We start from the raw sequence: 17,815 nt of genomic DNA, 5'->3' as shown, positions 1-17,815 counted from the left end.
TCAACATGTTTACCCGTAGCAACTATATAATAACCCTGCTCCTTTTCTTGACGAGCTATCACGTGATGTCCCAATCGGCAGCAAGAAAATATGGAGTGGAAATAGGCGTATTATCGCCCGGTGCCCTTAATGCAATCACAGATGTCACGGGTGTGCAGGTAGGACAGCTGACAAAAATAGAAGGTAGTTCGATCCGAACAGGAGTCACAGCTATTCTGCCACATCCGGGAAACATTTTCCAGCAAAAAGTTCCTGCTGCAATTTATGTGGGCAATGGCTTTGGTAAGCTTGCAGGAAGTACACAGGTGGAAGAGCTAGGGAATCTAGAAAGCCCCATCATCTTGACCAATACCTTAAGCGTAGCTCCGGCCATCGCTGCTGTGGTGAGTTACACACTCAATCAAGCAGGCAATGAGCAAGTCCAATCGGTCAATGCGTTGGTAGGAGAAACCAATGATGGATTTTTGAATGATATTCGGGGCATGCATATCAGTTCAGAAGATGTGCTAGAGGCAATTCAGCAAGCAGGTTCAGGTGTAGTGGAAGAGGGGAATGTAGGAGCGGGCACGGGTACTGTTTGTTTTGGCTTTAAAGGCGGCATAGGTACTTCTTCTCGAGTGTTACCAGAGTCTCTGGGAGGCTATACGGTAGGAGTACTGGTGCAAAGTAATTTTGGAGGGGTCTTGCAAATCAATGGTGTCCCTATAGGAAAAGAATTAGGTCAATATGTTTTCAAAAATCAATTGGAATCAGCAGATGGTTCATGCATGATTGTAGTGGCTACGGATGCCCCTTTGAGTGAACGGAACCTCAAGCGACTGGCATCGCGTGCGATGCTCGGCTTAGGAAAGACGGGAGGGATTGCTTCCAATGGATCAGGGGATTATGTCATTGCTTTTTCTACTTTTCAGGAAAATAGAATTCCTCACCAAGTTAAACAAGGAGAGTATTATATGCCTATCTTGCTTTCAAACGACCATGCAAGTGCCTTGTTTCTAGCGGTGATAGAAGCTACGGAGGAGGCTATCATCAATTCCCTCTTTGCAGCAGAAGATATGATTGGAAAAGATGGGAGAAAAGTAGAAGCCCTTCCAAAGGGTAAGGTTTTGGAACTAATGAAAACCTATCAAAAGGTCAAAATACCTTAAATCAAAACCAATACTAGCTTACAAGTTTTCAATATTTTCCAAGTGGGTTTTCGCCTGCTCTAAGATTTGCTGTTGATCTTTCATTTTGCTCCAAGTTCTGTACATCATGCCGATTCTCGGATTCTTAGCTAGTTTATCCTCGTTACGCTGGTAAAAATCCCAATAAAGGCTGTTGAAGGGACAGGCATTCGCGCCGGTTTTCTTTTTCTTGTCGTATGCACAGCCATCGCAATAATTACTCATTTTATCAATGTAGTTGGCAGAAGAAACGTAAGGCTTGGTACCGACAATCCCACCATCAGCAAATTGACTCATGCCACGGGTATTGGTGATTTCCACCCATTCGATGGCATCGATATAAATTCCCAGGTACCATTTGTCCACCTCAGATGGGTCAATTCCTGCTAAAAGCATGAAGTTTCCAGTTACCATGAGTCGCTGAATGTGGTGTGCATATGCATGGTCTAAGGACTGACCGATGGCATGGTGAAGGCAATTCATGTTGGTTTTTCCTGTCCAAAACCATTCAGGAAGTTTTCGTGAATGTTCAAAGAAATTAAGGGAAGCATAATCCGGCATTTTAGCCCAATAAATTCCTCGCATATATTCTCTCCATCCAATGATTTGACGGATAAATCCTTCCACCTGTGCAATGTCCACCTTGTCTTGGTGGCTGTACCAGTATTTTTCCACTTCACTGACCACCTCCAAGGGGCTGATCAATTTTATGTTCATGGCAAAACTCAGCCGGCTGTGGAATAAAAAGGTATGTCCTGTGTACATGGCATCTTGGTACTGTCCAAACTTTGGGAGTAATTGCTCACAGAAATAAGAAAGTATTTCCAGTCCTTCTTCCCGAGTAGTTGGCCATTCAAACGTCGCTGCATCAATCGATCCAATCCATTTGGCACCGGAGGCAGTGAGTACATCCATTAGTTTACTTACATCTTTGGGGTGAGTTTTGGGAGCTTTTAAGAGCAGAGGATCTTTTAATTTGTTTCTGTTATCATGGTCATAGTTCCACTTTCCGGTCAATGGCTCCTTGCCGTCCATCAGGATATCGTATTTTTTGCGCATTTCTCGGTAGAAGGATTCCATCAGGTAAGTTTTCTTTCCTTTGAAAAACTCTTGCAGAAAAGTGCGGCTTGTTAAAAAGTGTTCGGTGTCGTATGCTTTTGTCGGAATAGATACCTGCTTGCAAAAAGCGCTCAATTGCTGATCTAGTCTATACTCATCCGGAAGTTGATATTCAAAAGATTCTATCCCATATTTTTCAATAAGATACGTGAGGTTAGTTTCCAGTTGCTGTGTATTGTCAGCATCATCTAGCTGAAAATAATCGACTTGATGCCCTTTTTGTCTTAGCGCTTCGGCGAAATTTCTCATCGCCAAAAAAAATCCTACGATCTTTTGGATATGATGCTGTACATAATCTGTTTCCTGCCTCATTTCCATTAAAACATAGCGAACGTTTTTTTGAGGTTCATCAAACCAAGAATGCTTAATGTTGAGTTGATCTCCTAAAATCAATCGAAGCGTTTGGGACATACGAAAGTTGTTTGCTAATAAAATCAAAAATGTAGTAGAATGTTTGAAAAAAGAAAAAGCCTCAAAAACCAAGGGTTAGAGAGGCTTTGGTATTTATAGGGACTAAATTCTAGTATCTAAAGCAAGGCATACTTGATTTTCTGCCTGCTGCGTTTTGGGAACTGCCTGCTAAGAAGGAAAATCTCATAGAGACTTCATGTGCTCCTCCTGTATTGGCTATGCCCAAGTTTGACAAGGTATAATCGTAGCTATATCCGATATCTATACCATTGCCTAAAGATATTCCAACAACACCTATCAACGATTCATTGTTTGGCCTTTTAAGTCCAGGAGTGGGTAAACCTCTGTACCAGAGACCTAAGGTGAGGGGTTGTAATACAAGTTGAGTTCCCAAATCCAACTGATTAAACGGATCTTGATGCTTATAGTTGAACGCAATCACCAAATTTCGTTGATTTTCATTTCTATTCATGTAATTTCTTCCCATTCCTCCAGCTAAATCAAAGCTGACTCCCCCATGGACAGAGTATTTGATTGGCCACTTGGATATTTGGTCATCTATGAAAGATATATTTGGTTGACCAATGTGATGTGCTGATACTCCCAACCAAGCTTTTTCATTGGTATAGAGCATTCCAAAATGATAGTCTACATAGCGATGATTGACATCCAATCCAAGGTTTTCCCCGGAAGGCAAGCTGCTTTCGCCGGTGAGTGGATCAATGCTGCTTCCAAAAAGTACATTACTGAAATCCGCATCTCTGCTGACAAAGCTTGCCTGACCTCCAAATCTTAAAAAGCTATTGAAGCCTAATTGTAATCTGTAGCTGTAAGCTGCTCCTATTTCACTGGTTCTCAAGTTTGACATGCTTTCAGTCACGCCGTTGGCAATGATACCAAATCCACTATTGATGTTGAATGCATAGTGATCCAAATAGGCGGAATAAGCATTTAAAGTATGGGACATTCCAGGCCATTGATTTCTGTAGTTGACTCCAAATCGTGTCATCTCAGAGCTTCCTGCAAAGGCTGGGTTTAAGAAAACCGGAGCAGCATAAAACTGAGAGAACTGAATATCTTGGCCTTTCACAGAAATTGCAAGCATCATGAGGGCGATCAATACGAGTATCTTTTTCATGGCCTTATCTGATTAATGTGATAGAACCTGATTTTTGGATGACTTCTCCTGTCAAGGTAATCATCGAAATCCTGTACATGTAATTGCCTCTTGGCAACAATCGACCTCTATGGGTACCGTCCCAACCGGCGGACTCGATAGCGGAAGTTCTGAATAACTCCTCTCCCCAGTTGTTAAATATGCTCATTTCAAATTTGCTGATGCCATTTGCAACAGGCTTAAAAAAATCGTTTAATCCATCACCATTAGGTGTGAAAGCACTTGGGATTGTTACCCACTCATTGGCTTTGAGTACCAATACCTCATGTATTTGAGTTGCAGAACATCCATACATATCAAATGCTCTGAGAGTGACGCTGTAAACTCCAGCTTGCTTGTAGATATGGATGGGATCTTTTTCGGTGCTAGTAGTACCATCACCAAATTCCCATTCCCAAGCGATAAAGTCCGGAGAAATAAAGCTGATGAATTGCAGGGGTTCAGCAATGAAGACTTCATCCTCGGAACTGATTTCTAGTTTTCGGTATTCGAAGTCTAATCTTCCGAGTTCCCCATAATAGGGTAAGTCCACTTTAATCTTTGCTTGGACTGTACATCCATTGACATCGGTAATCTGTACAGTTAAATCCTCAGATTGAGTAAAAGTAATTTCTCTGGTATTGGAGTTTCCATTACTCCATTGAATGTTGTAAGGTGCGATACCTCCTGCGATTTCTACCCAAGCATAGCCTAGTGCTCTTCCTGTTTCGCAGTTCATTTCAACGGAAGACTCGAGTTTGGCCTGAAGCAATTCTGGCGCCTTGATTTCAAATGATTTACTCACTTTGCAACCCTCTGCATCAATGGCCTCAATGGTGAATACTCCTGCACTCAGATTTTTGATAGCGGCAGTCTGCTGACCATTGTTCCAACGGATCTGATAGGGTGCTTTTCCTCCGGAGATGGATACTTCAATTTCTCCATCTTGCCCAGCTGCACAAAAGTTGTCAATAACTTTGAGCGCTTCTATCTCTAATGCCTCTCCAGCTTCGATAGCAAATTCTTGCTGATATGTACAGCCATTGGCGTCTTTTACAAGCACTACATAAGTTCCTTGATCTAAGTTTTTCAATTCCCGAGCAGTGCTGCCATTAGACCACAAGAAGCTGTAGGGAGCTTTACCACCACTAACCTCTAGGCTGATAGCACCTTTTTGCCCATTATCGCAAGAAGGTTGCTCCAATTTTTCAGTGATTTTCATACCTTCAGGATCTCCCTGAATTGCGAAAGAAACGGTCATTTCACAATTATAAAGGTCTGAAATAGTCACATGATAAGATCCTGGACGGAGATTGTTGGCTTCCATACTGCCTTCCAAGCCATGACTCCATTTTACTTTGTATGGCTCTCCTCTTCCAAAGCGTACATGGACCTTGGCAGAACCAACATTTCCAGTGGCGCAGGTAGCATCTACTTTTTCTACTAGGTCAACTATAAATGGGAAAGGAGGCTGAACAATGATTCTCTGAGTTACTGAAATATTTTGACTATCTGTTACTGTTACCGTGTAGGTTCCTGCAAAGAGGTTGTAGCGATTTTGAACTGTTTCATTATTGTTCCATAAAAAGCGGTAGGGAGCAGTTCCCCCGACGATGTCTAAAAGTATGTGGCCCCTCTCCTGATGAGAACAAAGGGCTAGTTTACCAGAAACGGTTACTTGGATTTCAGGAGTTGTGGGTTGACTCTCTACCCTCTGGGTGGTTGCAAATTCCTTGAGTGGATTGTTGCTGAAGTTGAGTTGCTGTGCAAATACACAATTCCCTACCATTAGGGCGGTAACCAACCCCATAATAAGAGAAACTTGTGTGATGATCGCTTTCATTTCTTTGGTGGGCTCTTGCCCGATTTAGTCCCTTTTGCTAGTACCAATTTTGTATTTCAAAATCGGATTTTTGAAGATTGAGATTTAGAATATTATTTTTTGTTTTTTATAACTATCAAAATGATATTGCTAAAAACTTGTCTTCATCTATATTTTAGCAAATAATATTATGAAAAACAAACGTTTCACGAAAAACATTTAGAAGGCGATCATCGCTAAATTGTACTGTTTTTCTTTGAATTGTTATAGGTTTCAAAATCTTGTTTTGAGGGTACTTTTTTCTGTATATGTAATACAGGCTTTGATCAATTCAGCTAGGAAAAAATTTTTTTTGATTTAGAAATATTTTTTTGAGTCTTCAAAAAAATTCTCACAAATGGACTTACCGGCTCCATATATGCCCGAGAATGTGATAGTTGGATAATCGTAAAAAATGCACAGGTATGTGGAGGCAACCAAGTAGGTATCAAATGTTCTACAAAGTTGCCGAATAAAACACATGGGCCAACGCTTGAACGTAAGTTGTCTGAAAGATTGCTAGAAGAAGATAAAAGTGGTTTAAAAAAAGGTTCTAAAAAACTAAACCCGGGATATCCCGGGTTTGGTTACTTATAATGTTATATCAATCTGATGTCTTAAAATATCTTCAAAGCTCTCTCGTTCCCGGATAACATGGGCCTTTCCATCCAAAATCAATATTTCAGCTGGCTTTAATCGGGAATTGTAATTGGATGCCATGGAAAAACCATAGGCTCCAGCATTTTTGATGGCTATGATATCTCCTTCCTGCACCTCCTTGAGTTTCCTATCAGCAGCAATGGTATCCGTTTCGCAGATATATCCTACAATGGTATACACGCGCTCAGGTCCATCTAATTTAGAGATATTGACTACATGATGATAGGCATCATACATCATTGGGCGAATCAAATGATTTAAGCCGGTATCCACCCCAATGAATGTAGATGCAGGAGTAGATTTGATCAAATTCACTTTTGTAAGCAAAACACCTGACTCGCTCACCAAAAACTTTCCAGGCTCAAACCAAATTTCCAATGGTCTTCCATATTCTTCGCAAAACTCCTGAAAAGCCTTGGATACTTTTGCACCAACATCTAAAATGTCTGTTGCGATATCCCCTGGCTTGTAAGCGACTTTAAAGCCTCCCCCGAAATCCAAAAATTGCAGGTCACGAAATTCACGCGCTGCATCAAATAGAATCTCTGCACCTTTCAGAAAAACGTCAGCATCCAGGATATCCGAACCAGTATGCACATGTAGTCCTGTGATATTTAGGTCATAGGCCTCTACTACTTTTAGAATATGCTTTAGCTGTAAGATCGAAATACCAAATTTACTATCGATATGACCGACAGAAATCTTTGCATTTCCTCCAGCGAGGATGTGTGGATTTAATCGAATGCAGACAGGGACTTGGTTGCCATAAAATGTCCCAAAGTGTTCCAACATGGGGATGCTATCAATGTTGATCATGACTCCCAAATCGACAGCTTGCTGGATTTCAGCAAAGCCCACACTGTTGGGCGTATACATGATATCCTTGGGTTCAAAACCCGCATGCAAGCATAGCAATACCTCTTCTATGGAAACAGCATCCGCACCTGTTCCTGCTTTTCTCAATAATTTAAGAATATTGATATTGGACAGGGCTTTGGTGGCGTATTTGATTTTTAAATCTACTGTTGAAAAAGCTTGTTTTAACAAACCTACTTGATGAAGGATTTTGTCGGCATCGTATACATATAAGGGGGAGCCATATTGCTCAACTAAAGAAGTCAATGGTATACCCTGAATATGGTAGAAGTTTTCGTTGATTTGCATACTCTTGTAAATTGATGCTCAAAGATACAGTTATCCTCTGAATTTATTGGATGAGGGATGTAAATTGATGGTTCGCAGGGTTCAAACTGCTCGTTGGTGGGTTAAATTTTGTTAAGTTGAGTAATCCCAACATGAATCCCTTTAAATTTGTTCTATGTCAAAGTTCCAAATGAATGTAATCATTGTATTGATGACACTGGCCAGTATTGGACTGATCGGCTTTCAGTACTATTGGGTTAAGAATGCTTTCAAAATCAATGAGGAACGCTTCGAGCAAAACATTTACCAATCTCTTTTTAGTACGATTAGTCAACTGGAAAAAGGAGAGACTAGCGAAATCTTTTTAAGTTACCTTGCGAAAGACCCCAATTTACAGGAATTTTTATTTCAAAAAATCGAGCCCATCGATATTCAAGTTAGTACGCGGTCCCTACAGCGCAGAAGACCGTCGGTGCGGGACTCCATGATGCAGTTGACGATTCCCAATGTGAGTCAGCGATTCAGGAGAATCATTCAGTCCAGCGGTGTAGAGATTAATGTTCGCAGTGATTTGGAGCAATTTTTTTTGTATTTAACACCTGAAATTGCCTCTTCTTTATTTACTCCTGATGAAATGGAAATTCTTTTACAGGAAAAAGAGCGGCAATTGCAATATTTGGATCAAACAGAGTCAACGTTTTCGCAAAGGAGGGGTCAAGAGATTGTGACGGAGTACAATATTGCCGATGCCTTGGAAAAAATCCGGCGAGCCAATATGAAGATAGAGGCTATGAACCAGGCTTGGGCAGAATTATTGGAAGGCCAGCAAAATATCTTGAGCAGGCTTGATACCGTACAAGTACGGGAATTGTTCAGGAATCAATTGAAGGAGCGGGGTATAGGACAGCCCTTTGAACTTGCAATTATTGAAGATGCCAAGGTGATGATCCCACTGACAGATATTCTTGATTCTTCTTCTTTGGTATCAAAGGGAATTCAGGCAAAGCTTTTTCCAAGTGATATTTTAGGAAAAGATAATTTTTTGGTTGTGAATTTTCCAAATAAACGAAATTACATTTTACGCCAAATATGGGTTCCATTGATCAGCTCGTTAAGCTTTTTGACTATCGTGATCTTCTGTTTTGTATATGCTATTCGGGTCATTATTTTGCAGAAAAAGCTGTCAGAAATCAAAAATGACTTTATCAATAATATGACTCATGAGTTTAAGACGCCTATTGCTACGGTGAGTTTGGCTGTGGAGGCTTTGCAAGACCCAGCCTTTGCTCAGGAGGAGACATTTAGAAAGCGGTATCTAAATATCATCAAGGATGAAAATAAGCGCTTAGGAACGCAGGTAGAGAAAGTATTGCAGGCGGCGACCTTAGATAAGCAAGATCTTAAATTGAAGTTGGAGCAGATCGAACTCCGTGAAATAGTTGAAAAAATTACTGCTCAATTTGCTTTGCAAGTAGAGAAAAAAGGAGGGGAAATCAGTTTGGTTGCAGAAGTTGAACATACCCAATTGCAAGGAGATGCTTTTCATATTGCTCACATCATCAATAACTTGCTGGACAATGCTTTAAAATATACACCTAGCAAACCTACGATCGAAATAAGATTGTGGGAGGATGGTCAATACCTCTGTGTAAGTGTAAAGGATAACGGGTTAGGCATGTCCAAAGATTCTGCTAAAAAAATATTTGAAAAATTTTACAGGGTTCCTACAGGAAATATTCACGATGTGAAGGGATTTGGCCTGGGTCTTGCCTATGTAAAAACGATGGTGGAAGCACATCAAGGTCTGGTAACCGTCAGCAGTGAATTAGGAAAAGGAAGTACATTTACCATAAAACTACCAAAACAGCCATGAGCAAATCGAGACTCTTAGTAGTAGAAGATGACCCAAATTTGGGAGACATTTTACAGGAATACCTTACCATGAAAGGGTACGAAACCACCCTATGCAGAGATGGTGATGAAGGATGGTCAAAATTCAAGAAAGATAAGTTTGATTTGGCCATATTAGATATCATGATGCCTAAAAAGGATGGATTTACGCTTGGGAAAGAGATCAAAATCGTACAGCCGGATTTACCCATTATTTACTTGACCGCTAAAAACCTGAAAGAAGATATCATTGAAGGATTGAAAATCGGTGCTGACGATTACATCACCAAGCCTTTCAGCATGGAAGAGCTCTTGCTACGGATAGCTGCGATTTTACGAAGAACCAAAAAGTCCGAAGATTCTGAAGTTCTGAAGGTATATCAGTTTGGAGATTTTGAATTGCACTATGACGAACAATATATCAACAGCCCTAGTGGGAGGCACAAACTCACGTCTAAGGAAAATGAATTGATACGTCTATTAGCTTCAGAAATGAATAAAATTGTAAATAGAAGCCATGCCTTGAAACAAATTTGGGGTGATGACTCTTATTTCAATGCTCGCAGTATGGATGTATATCTAAGCAAAATCAGGAAAATCTTGAAAGAGGATCCGAAAGTACAGATTATCACGATCCACGGCGAAGGCTTCAAAATGGTAGTAACCGATAATTAATTTATTGAATGGCACTGAAATACGATTTTATCATCGCTGGTTCTGGATTGGCAGGGTTGAGCTTATTGCACCAATTACTTTCCAATAAGTCCTTGAGCCAGAAAAAAATCCTCGTCATTGACAGTGCCAAAAAAAATCTCAATGATAGGACCTGGTGTTTTTGGGAAAAAGAACCGGGACCTTTCGAATCCTTGGTGTGCCACGCCTGGGACACCTTGCAGTTTTTCTCTCCTAAGGTTACCAAGGAGTTTCAGATGAAAGAGTATCGCTATAAAATGATACAGTCTGGTGATTTTTATAGTCAAGTGCTAGACTTGGCAGAGCAGCATCCGCAGGTTGTTTTCATACATGATGAAATTCAATCCATTCAGGAAGAACAGGCTGGGGCGAGCGTTCAGACCACACAGGAGCGGTATTTGGCAGACTATGTATTTAATTCTACAGCTATTTTCAATCCAAAAATGGATGAGGGGAATACCTTGTTGCAGCATTTTATGGGCTGGTTTATCAAAACCGATACCCCGGTCTTTACAAGTGGAGTAGCGACCCTTATGGATTTTACACTCTCCCAGCAGCATGGAGCAACTTTTATGTACATGTTACCGACAAGCCCGACAGAGGCTTTGGTGGAGTACACTTTATTTTCACCTAGAGTCTTGGAAAAAGAAGAGTATGTGCAGGCCCTAGAAAATTACATAGAAAAAAACCTGCATATTCATCATTACGAAATAACGCATCAGGAATTCGGGATCATCCCCATGTCCAAAGCAAAGTTTCAAGCCAGTATAGGTCCGCAGCAACGCATCATCAACATCGGTACCGCAGGAGGCCATACGAAACCAAGCACAGGGTACACCTTCCAATTTGTACAAAAGCAAGTAGCAAAAATTGCGCAACGGTTGGAAGCTGGAGACTCTCCCCTGGTGGAGCCTACTTGGAGAGAAAAAATGTTTTTATGGTACGATATGACCCTTTTGGATGTTTTGATGAGTAAAAGTTTGACAGGAGAACAAATTTTTTCACACCTGTTCAGCAAGGTAGATCCTGAGCGGATTTTAGCATTTTTAGCGAATGAAAGTGGGTTTTGGGAGGAGTTTAGCATCCGAAATGCAGTACCTCAAGCCCCATTTATTACATCAGGCATGAAGGTACTGTTTCAATAAACAAGCTCTGATTCTTCTAGTGGAAAGGATATTCCATATACCGAGCAGTTGTTTCTCTGGAGGCTGTTCCAAATAGCTTTTCGACGATGTGCAAGGAAAGATCAATTCCCGCTGCCACCCCTGCAGCGGTCATGATTTTCCCATGGTCAATGTAGCGCACATCTCTCACAGGTATAGCACTGGGTTCAATTGCCAAGACATCTTCAAATACTTCTTTATGGGTGGTGAACGTTTTCTCTTTTAGATAGCCTAATTGGGCGAGGATACGGGCTCCAGAACAAACAGTTGCGACTATTCCAGAAATGTTCGAAATCTTGTAGATCCAATCCATTCCACGGGTATGCCTCAGCAATTCTTTGCTTCCATCACCACCCGGAATAATTAAGATATCTAAGCGTGATACCACTTCGATGCTGCAATCTGGGATGATCTTCAATCCATTTTTTGCAATAACAACAGAAGAGTCTAGTCCAATCACTTGAATATCCAAAATGGCATAGTCAGCAAGTTGGTTGGCAACGGAAAATACTTCAAATGGACCTGCAAAATCCAATACTTCCATCTCTTGGAAAGCCAATATTCCGAGCTGTAGGCGTCTACTCATGAATGGATAATCTTTGCTAAGTCAGCTGGAGAGTACTGAACCGATTTTAAGGTTTTTCTATCTTCGGTTCGATACACTAAGAATAAGTCACCTTCTTTTTCATAGAAACAGGCCGTGCCTTGGTTTTGATAATGAGTGACTGTGGCCTCTGCTTCTTCAAGTGAGGTACAGGCTTTACTCATATTGGAGCGTTGCACTTCATCGAAAAGTGCTTTGAATTTATCTGCTAATCCAAATTCAAGGATGGCGCCGGAAAGTACATATTGCAAATCACACAGCGCATCCGCAATCTCAACGATGTCTTTATTCTGTATGCCTTCTTCCAGTTCTTTCAGTTCCTCTGCTAATAAAGAAACTCGGAGTGCTGCCCGTTTTTCATCGGGAACCTGTGGGCTGGAAAGAATGGGGTGTTTGAAGGTTTGGTGGAATGCTGCGACGGAGGTCAAACTTTTAGGATCTTCCATTTTTATGCATTAAAATGATATAAAAAGACCAAGGTGCCCGTGAAAGCAGGCTTCTTTTGATCCTCGATTTCTAATTTAACATTGACCTCAGCCTTGATTGTGCCGCGGAGGTTGCTCACATTTTTGAGATTGGCATGTAACCTCACTCTATTATTTACCAATACGGCTTGTGCAAATCGTAGATTTTCAATGCCATAATTGACCATCATTTTCAGATTTTCAACTTGAACAATTTGTTCCCACAGGTAGGGTACTAAGGCGAGTGTCAAATAACCATGAGCAATGGTATTTCCAAAACTTCCTTCTTTTTTTGCTCGCTCCGGATCCGTATGAATCCACTGGTGATCCAATGTTGCATCTGCAAAAAGGTTGATTTGGCTTTGGCTAATGCTGTGGTATTCCGATACTCCAAGATCTTGGCCGATATATTTTTCAAAATCTTCAAAGCTGCCAATGATGAGCTGACTCATAGGTACATTTTATTTGATGAAGGCTTAAAGGTAGAAAAAAATCTAAAATTTTAAATCCATCCTAGAAAGTCGCTTTCTTTGTATAAACATTCGTTGTATGGAACAACAAGCTTTAGAAAAACGCTACATTCATGGTTATCAGGAAGTAGAGCAAGAAAGGCTCCGAGAGCAAGCTCTTGTGATAGAAAAACCTATTTACGATGCCTTAGATTTTAACTCTGTTACGCATCTCCTTGAAATAGGCAGTGGAGTAGGCGCCCAAACTGAGGTACTCCTGCGGAGGTTTCCTCATTTGCAGATTACCGGTGTGGAATATGAGGCCAAGCAGATTCAAAAGGCCATAGAAAATATGCATCGCTTGGGGTATTCGAGTGATCAGGTAAATTTTATTCAGCAAGATGCTCATCAGTTGGACCTCCCAAAGCAGTACGATGGGGCTTTTGTCTGTTGGGTATTGGAGCATGTGGGTAATCCCCTTCAAGTATTGAAAAGCATGAAGCCATTTCTAAAGTCTGGCGCACCGGTTTCAATTACGGAAGTATTCAATGCGAGCTTTTACATTTATCCAGTAATTCCGGCGGTGATGCACTATTGGCAGGTATATAATGAATTTCAGCGATCGTTAGGTGGTAACCCGGATATTGGGGCACAGATAGGCAATCTATTGGATCAAGCAGGATATCAAAAGATTTCTCTACGAGCAGATGGCTTTCATTTAGATCAACGTGATCGAGTTCAAAAAGACCGTGTATTTGACTATTGGAAAAATTTGATGAGCAGTGGCGCTCCCCTTTTGATTTCTGAAGGATTACTAAAGCCAGAAGAAGTGTTGGCTATGCAAGAAGGGCTGGATGTATTGAAGTCTATGGAAGATTCTATTTTTTATTATAGTTTTATCCAAGCTTCTGCTATCTGCTAATGAAAATCTTGCAACGCATTTTCCGCTTTCTGTTGAAATCCCTCCTATGGTTTTTCGGAGTAACCATTGGCTTGGTCATCGTTTATAAATTTGTGATGGTTCCAATTACACCCCTCATGCTGATCCGATTGGTTGAGCAGGCAAAAGATCCTCAAAAAGAAATGAGGCTTTACAAGGACTGGGTCTCGTTAAAAAAAATAACCAAGCATGCCCCTCAGGCTGTAGTGGCCGCCGAGGACCAAAAATTTTTAGATCATAATGGATTTGATTTTGAGGCGATGGAAAAGGCTTGGGAGAATAATAAAAAAGGAAAAAGACTCAAGGGAGCAAGTACCATTTCCCAGCAAACAGCTAAGAATGTGTTTTTATGGCCTGGCCGAACATTGGTTAGAAAAGGGTTGGAGGCTTACTTTACCTTTTTGATTGAACTGATATGGGGCAAAGAAAGGATCATGGAAGTGTATCTCAATGTCATTGAAATGGGCGAGGGGATCTATGGCATTGAAGCAGCAGCTCAGGCAAATTTCAAAAAGCCCGCAGAAAAGCTGAGTAAAAGTGAAGCAGCCCTGATAGCAGCGGTGTTACCCAATCCCCGTCGTTGGACCCCTGCTAGACCTACCCCTTATATCATAGGAAGAAAAGAGTGGATTATGAGGCAAATGAATAATCTAAATCCTGTAGGAATGGGGAGTTAGTTTTAGATAGCTTTTGCTTTTTTAAAACTTTTCGTTGCCAACTTATTGATCTTATCGAATCGCTCTTTTATAGATGCCAATTCACTGGGTTTTGCCATGACCAAGGTATATGCCTCTTTGAATGATTTGGCATTTCTTACATCTTTGATGATATCGCTCCATTCATGAAAATTTAAGGTAATTGGATTATAAGAATGGACGTTGGTAGTCAAACCATAAGTAGGTCTTTCCGCTTCAGGTATAAACGTTCCAAACATTCGGTCCCAAATGATAAATGTGGATCCATAATTCTTGTCCAAATACTTTTTATTACTCCCATGATGGACCCGATGATGAGAAGGAGTAGTAAATACATATTCGATGACTGCTGGCAATTTTTGGATGTATTCCGTGTGTATCCAAAATTGATACAATACTGCTATTTGATGACAGATAAAGAAAATGATGGGGTCAAAGCCGACCAAGACTACAGGTATGAAAAACACTATTTTGATATGCTGAGTCCAACTGAGTCGAAACGCAACAGACCAGTTGTATTTCTCTGAATTGTGATGGGTGACATGGGTGGCCCACCAAAATCGATTCTCGTGTGCTATTCTGTGCGCCCAATATCTCCAAAAATCTATCCAAATGAAACAAAGTACATAGGCCCACCAGGTATGTGGAATCGCCCAAGGGACCAAATTGTAAAAAAACAAGATAATCCCAAAGGTTAAAACTTTGATTCCAGCACTCATGCCTACATTGACCAAACCAATAAAAGTTGCAGCGATGGTATCTTTACTGTCGTAATAGTCTTTTTTCTGTTTGTAGGACAAGAACCATTCTAATGCAACGAGGCCAATCAAGATGGGTGCAGCGTACAAGATGATATTTGGAAGATCTAAACTTAAAATTTGCTCAACTGTGAGTTTTTCTTTGGACATAAACTTAAAGTACAGGTGACTGTGAATATTCTATAAATTATTCATAATTAGACCAATAAGCAAATGTTTTATGATGGATGCACCTTGTAAAGTTTATCAACGGTTCATTTGGTGAAAGTATATTGGAAATATTTCAGAAAGCGTTGCAATTGCTTGGAAAATAACCACTTTCTTGGTGCGGAAATATAGTGAGAGAGCTTTGTGTAGCTGAAGAAAAGATTAGCTTATGCGGCTCCAATTGACCGCATGCTTTTTCTGAGCACGGACTTGTCGGAGTACCATCCCATGCTGCGGTTGAGTTAAATTTGGATCTTCGGTAATTAGTATGCTGGCAGCATCTCTTGCCATTGTCAATATGGGGGCGTCCTTGCTGAGGTCAGCAATTAGCAAATCTGCAACCCCACTCTGTTGCGTTCCCATCAAGTCTCCAGGTCCACGGAGTTTTAGATCTACATCTGCGATTTCAAATCCATCATTGGTTCTGACCATAGTTTCCAATCGTATCCGACTATCCTTGCTAAGTTCATACTTGCTCATCAAAATACAATAGGATTGATCTGCACCTCGGCCGACTCTTCCTCTGAGTTGATGTAACTGGGAAAGCCCAAAGCGCTCGGCATTTTCAATGACCATTACCGATGCATTGGGAACATTTACTCCCACCTCGATCACCGTGGTTGCAACCATGATTTTTGTTTCTTTCTTAATGAAGCGCTGCATTTCAAAGTCCTTGTCGGCCGCTTTCATGCCTCCGTGTACGATGGATATAGGAAATTCCGGAAAGGCCCGGCAAATACTTTCATATCCATCCATCAGATTTTTTAAATCCAAGGTTTCGGATTCCTCTATCAATGGATAAACAATGTAAATTTGACGTCCCTCTAAGATTTGTTTGCGGATAAAACCAAATACTTTTAATCGATCCTTGTCATAGCGATGCACGGTTTGGATGGGTTTTCTTCCAGCTGGCAGCTCATCGATGACAGAAATGTCTAGGTCCCCATATAAAGTCATGGCTAGCGTTCGTGGAATCGGTGTTGCCGTCATGACCAGTACATGGGGAATAAAGCGTTCATTTTTAGCCCATAATTTGGCTCGCTGAGCTACACCAAAGCGGTGCTGCTCGTCCACAATTGCCAAGCCTAGGTTGTTAAACTGTACAATGTCCTCCAAGAGCGCATGGGTTCCAATGATGATATGTAAATCTCCTGAGAGTAACATTTCGTGGATGACTTTTCTTGCAGATTTTTTTGTAGAACCAGTAAGCAAAGCGATATTTAATCCCATCAGGTCTGCATATTCCTTAAGTCCTTCATAATGTTGATTGGCCAATATTTCTGTAGGCGCCATGAGGCAGGCTTGTGCTCCTGAACTAATCGCTATCAGTATACAAATAAATGCCACCATGGTTTTACCAGATCCCACATCTCCTTGAATCAACCGGTTCATTTGCTTCCCCGATTTCATGTCGGCATAGGATTCCCTCACTACTCGTTTTTGGGCCTCTGTCAATTCAAAGGGTAAATGCGCTTTGTAGAACTTGGTGAGTAATTCTGTTTGATTCAGTACTTGCCCTTGAGACTTTTCCGTCCGGGATAATTTCAAGTGTAGCAAGCGCAATTGGATAAAAAAGAATTCCTCAAATTTCAGTCGAAAGCGTGCCTTTTTTAAGAGATCTACGCTTGTAGGAAAATGGATCTGCTTGATTGCTTCATGCTTAGGTATCAAGCTGAATCGGTCTAGAATATGTGCTGGCAGTGTTTCATGAATCTGCGGGTAGGCAAGTGCTATCAGCCCCTCCATGATTTTGGATATGTTTTTTGAATCCAAAAATTTAGCCTTCAGTTTTTCAGTGGTTGAGTATACTGGTTGGAAAAAACTTTTATCCTCTGCTGATTGACTCAAAGGTTCGATTTCAGGATGAGCAATGCTGATTTTTCGGCCATAACGGTTTGGTTTACCAAAAAAGACCAACGGAATCCCTTTAACCAACTTTTTCACTACCCATTGAATCCCCTTAAACCAGGTCAATTCTAATTCGCCTGTATCATCATAAACATAGGCCACGAGTCTTTTTTTTCGTCCGTCCCCCAATGTCTCCACATGTCTGATTTGCGCAATAACCTGTACATTTTCTAGGTCTTCGTGGATATCCTTGATTTTGTAGAATTGTGTTCGGTCCTCATACCGAAAAGGATAATGCTGCAATAGATCTCCATAGGTAAAAAGATTCAACTCCTTATTCAATAAGGCAGCTTTTTGGGGACCAACGCCCCTGAGGTACTCTATTTTGGTATCGAAAAATGACACTATTGTGGTTTTGACTAATGAATGAGATTAAACATACATACAGCAAAGTAATAAAACATCTATGCTTTAAAAAAAGATTTTGGAAGCTGTTAAATTAATTAAGTGAAGCGTTTGGTAAAGAATATGCGTTCAAACAAAAAAATAACCATTTATAAAAAGATTAGGGCCTTAACAAATATTTAA

The 17,815-nt window shown here is 40.8% G+C and carries 15 protein-coding genes; 6 read left to right on the top strand and 9 right to left on the bottom strand.

Going from position 1 to position 17,815, the window contains the following annotated elements:
• Positions 1-5: 5 nt before the first annotated feature.
• Positions 6-1,148 (top strand): DmpA family aminopeptidase, encoded by a 1,143-nt coding sequence (locus tag IPZ59_RS03680; protein ID WP_394800726.1) that lies wholly within the window; start codon positions 6-8, stop codon positions 1,146-1,148.
• An 18-nt stretch (positions 1,149-1,166) separates the two neighbouring features.
• Here the strand turns inward: IPZ59_RS03680 and IPZ59_RS03675 are convergent, their stop codons facing one another.
• From IPZ59_RS03675 to lysA, 4 genes are all read right to left on the bottom strand, one after another.
• Positions 1,167-2,696: a cryptochrome/photolyase family protein gene (locus IPZ59_RS03675; RefSeq protein WP_236138532.1), complete on the bottom strand. Its 1,530-nt coding sequence runs from the start codon at positions 2,694-2,696 to the stop codon at positions 1,167-1,169.
• A 109-nt stretch (positions 2,697-2,805) separates the two neighbouring features.
• Positions 2,806-3,834 carry a PorP/SprF family type IX secretion system membrane protein gene (locus tag IPZ59_RS03670; RefSeq protein ID WP_236138531.1) on the bottom strand — a complete coding sequence of 343 codons (1,029 nt, stop codon included), beginning with the start codon at positions 3,832-3,834 and terminating at the stop codon, positions 2,806-2,808.
• A 4-nt stretch (positions 3,835-3,838) separates the two neighbouring features.
• A complete protein-coding gene (locus IPZ59_RS03665; protein ID WP_236138530.1) occupies positions 3,839-5,695 on the bottom strand; it encodes a T9SS type B sorting domain-containing protein in 1,857 nt (618 codons plus the stop codon).
• A gap of 609 nt (positions 5,696-6,304) precedes the next feature.
• Positions 6,305-7,537: a diaminopimelate decarboxylase gene (gene lysA / locus IPZ59_RS03660; RefSeq protein WP_236138529.1), complete on the bottom strand. Its 1,233-nt coding sequence runs from the start codon at positions 7,535-7,537 to the stop codon at positions 6,305-6,307.
• Positions 7,538-7,691: 154 nt separating this feature from the next.
• Here lysA and IPZ59_RS03655 point away from each other — a divergent pair, with 154 nt between their 5' ends.
• Genes IPZ59_RS03655 through IPZ59_RS03645 form a run of 3 tightly spaced genes read left to right on the top strand, consistent with a single transcriptional unit; the run spans position 7,692 to position 11,244 of the window.
• Positions 7,692-9,389, top strand: a complete 1,698-nt coding sequence (locus IPZ59_RS03655; protein ID WP_236138528.1) for a sensor histidine kinase — start codon at positions 7,692-7,694, stop codon at positions 9,387-9,389.
• The gene (locus IPZ59_RS03650) at positions 9,386-10,081 is read left to right on the top strand and encodes a response regulator transcription factor (RefSeq protein ID WP_236138527.1); all 696 of its coding nucleotides are present in this window, start codon (positions 9,386-9,388) and stop codon (positions 10,079-10,081) included. The genes IPZ59_RS03655 and IPZ59_RS03650 overlap by 4 nt, the downstream gene beginning before the upstream one ends.
• 8 nt (positions 10,082-10,089) lie before the next feature.
• The gene (locus tag IPZ59_RS03645; protein WP_236138526.1) at positions 10,090-11,244 is read left to right on the top strand and encodes a lycopene cyclase family protein; all 1,155 of its coding nucleotides are present in this window, start codon (positions 10,090-10,092) and stop codon (positions 11,242-11,244) included.
• A 16-nt stretch (positions 11,245-11,260) separates the two neighbouring features.
• Here IPZ59_RS03645 and IPZ59_RS03640 read toward each other — a convergent pair whose 3' ends face one another.
• Genes IPZ59_RS03640 through IPZ59_RS03630 form a run of 3 tightly spaced genes read right to left on the bottom strand, consistent with a single transcriptional unit; the run spans position 11,261 to position 12,782 of the window.
• Entirely contained in the window at positions 11,261-11,848 is a 588-nt protein-coding gene (locus tag IPZ59_RS03640; RefSeq protein ID WP_236138525.1) for a DJ-1/PfpI family protein, read from the bottom strand.
• Positions 11,845-12,312 carry a nucleoside triphosphate pyrophosphohydrolase family protein gene (locus IPZ59_RS03635; protein ID WP_236138524.1) on the bottom strand — a complete coding sequence of 156 codons (468 nt, stop codon included), beginning with the start codon at positions 12,310-12,312 and terminating at the stop codon, positions 11,845-11,847. Before IPZ59_RS03635 ends, IPZ59_RS03640 begins: the two co-directional genes overlap by 4 nt.
• 2 nt (positions 12,313-12,314) lie before the next feature.
• Complete coding sequence (locus tag IPZ59_RS03630; protein ID WP_236138523.1) at positions 12,315-12,782, bottom strand: MaoC family dehydratase; 468 nt, start codon at positions 12,780-12,782, stop codon at positions 12,315-12,317.
• Between the two features lie 97 nt (positions 12,783-12,879).
• Here IPZ59_RS03630 and IPZ59_RS03625 point away from each other — a divergent pair, with 97 nt between their 5' ends.
• Complete coding sequence (locus IPZ59_RS03625; RefSeq protein ID WP_236138522.1) at positions 12,880-13,701, top strand: class I SAM-dependent methyltransferase; 822 nt, start codon at positions 12,880-12,882, stop codon at positions 13,699-13,701.
• On the top strand, positions 13,701-14,396 hold the full coding sequence (gene mtgA, locus IPZ59_RS03620; protein ID WP_236138521.1) for a monofunctional biosynthetic peptidoglycan transglycosylase: 696 nt from the start codon (positions 13,701-13,703) through the stop codon (positions 14,394-14,396). The genes IPZ59_RS03625 and mtgA overlap by 1 nt, the downstream gene beginning before the upstream one ends.
• 2 nt (positions 14,397-14,398) lie before the next feature.
• On the opposite strand, the gene IPZ59_RS03615 is transcribed toward mtgA, so the two are convergent.
• The gene (locus IPZ59_RS03615; protein WP_236138520.1) at positions 14,399-15,322 is read right to left on the bottom strand and encodes a sterol desaturase family protein; all 924 of its coding nucleotides are present in this window, start codon (positions 15,320-15,322) and stop codon (positions 14,399-14,401) included.
• A gap of 219 nt (positions 15,323-15,541) precedes the next feature.
• On the bottom strand, positions 15,542-17,635 hold the full coding sequence (gene recG / locus IPZ59_RS03610) for an ATP-dependent DNA helicase RecG (RefSeq protein WP_236139764.1): 2,094 nt from the start codon (positions 17,633-17,635) through the stop codon (positions 15,542-15,544).
• Between the last annotated feature and the right edge of the window lie 180 nt (positions 17,636-17,815).

This window comes from Mongoliitalea daihaiensis (genome assembly GCF_021596945.1).
Lineage (GTDB): Bacteria > Bacteroidota > Bacteroidia > Cytophagales > Cyclobacteriaceae > Mongoliitalea > Mongoliitalea daihaiensis.
Note: the sequence above shows the minus strand (reverse complement) of the source record. Positions and strands in the feature narration are given on the sequence as shown.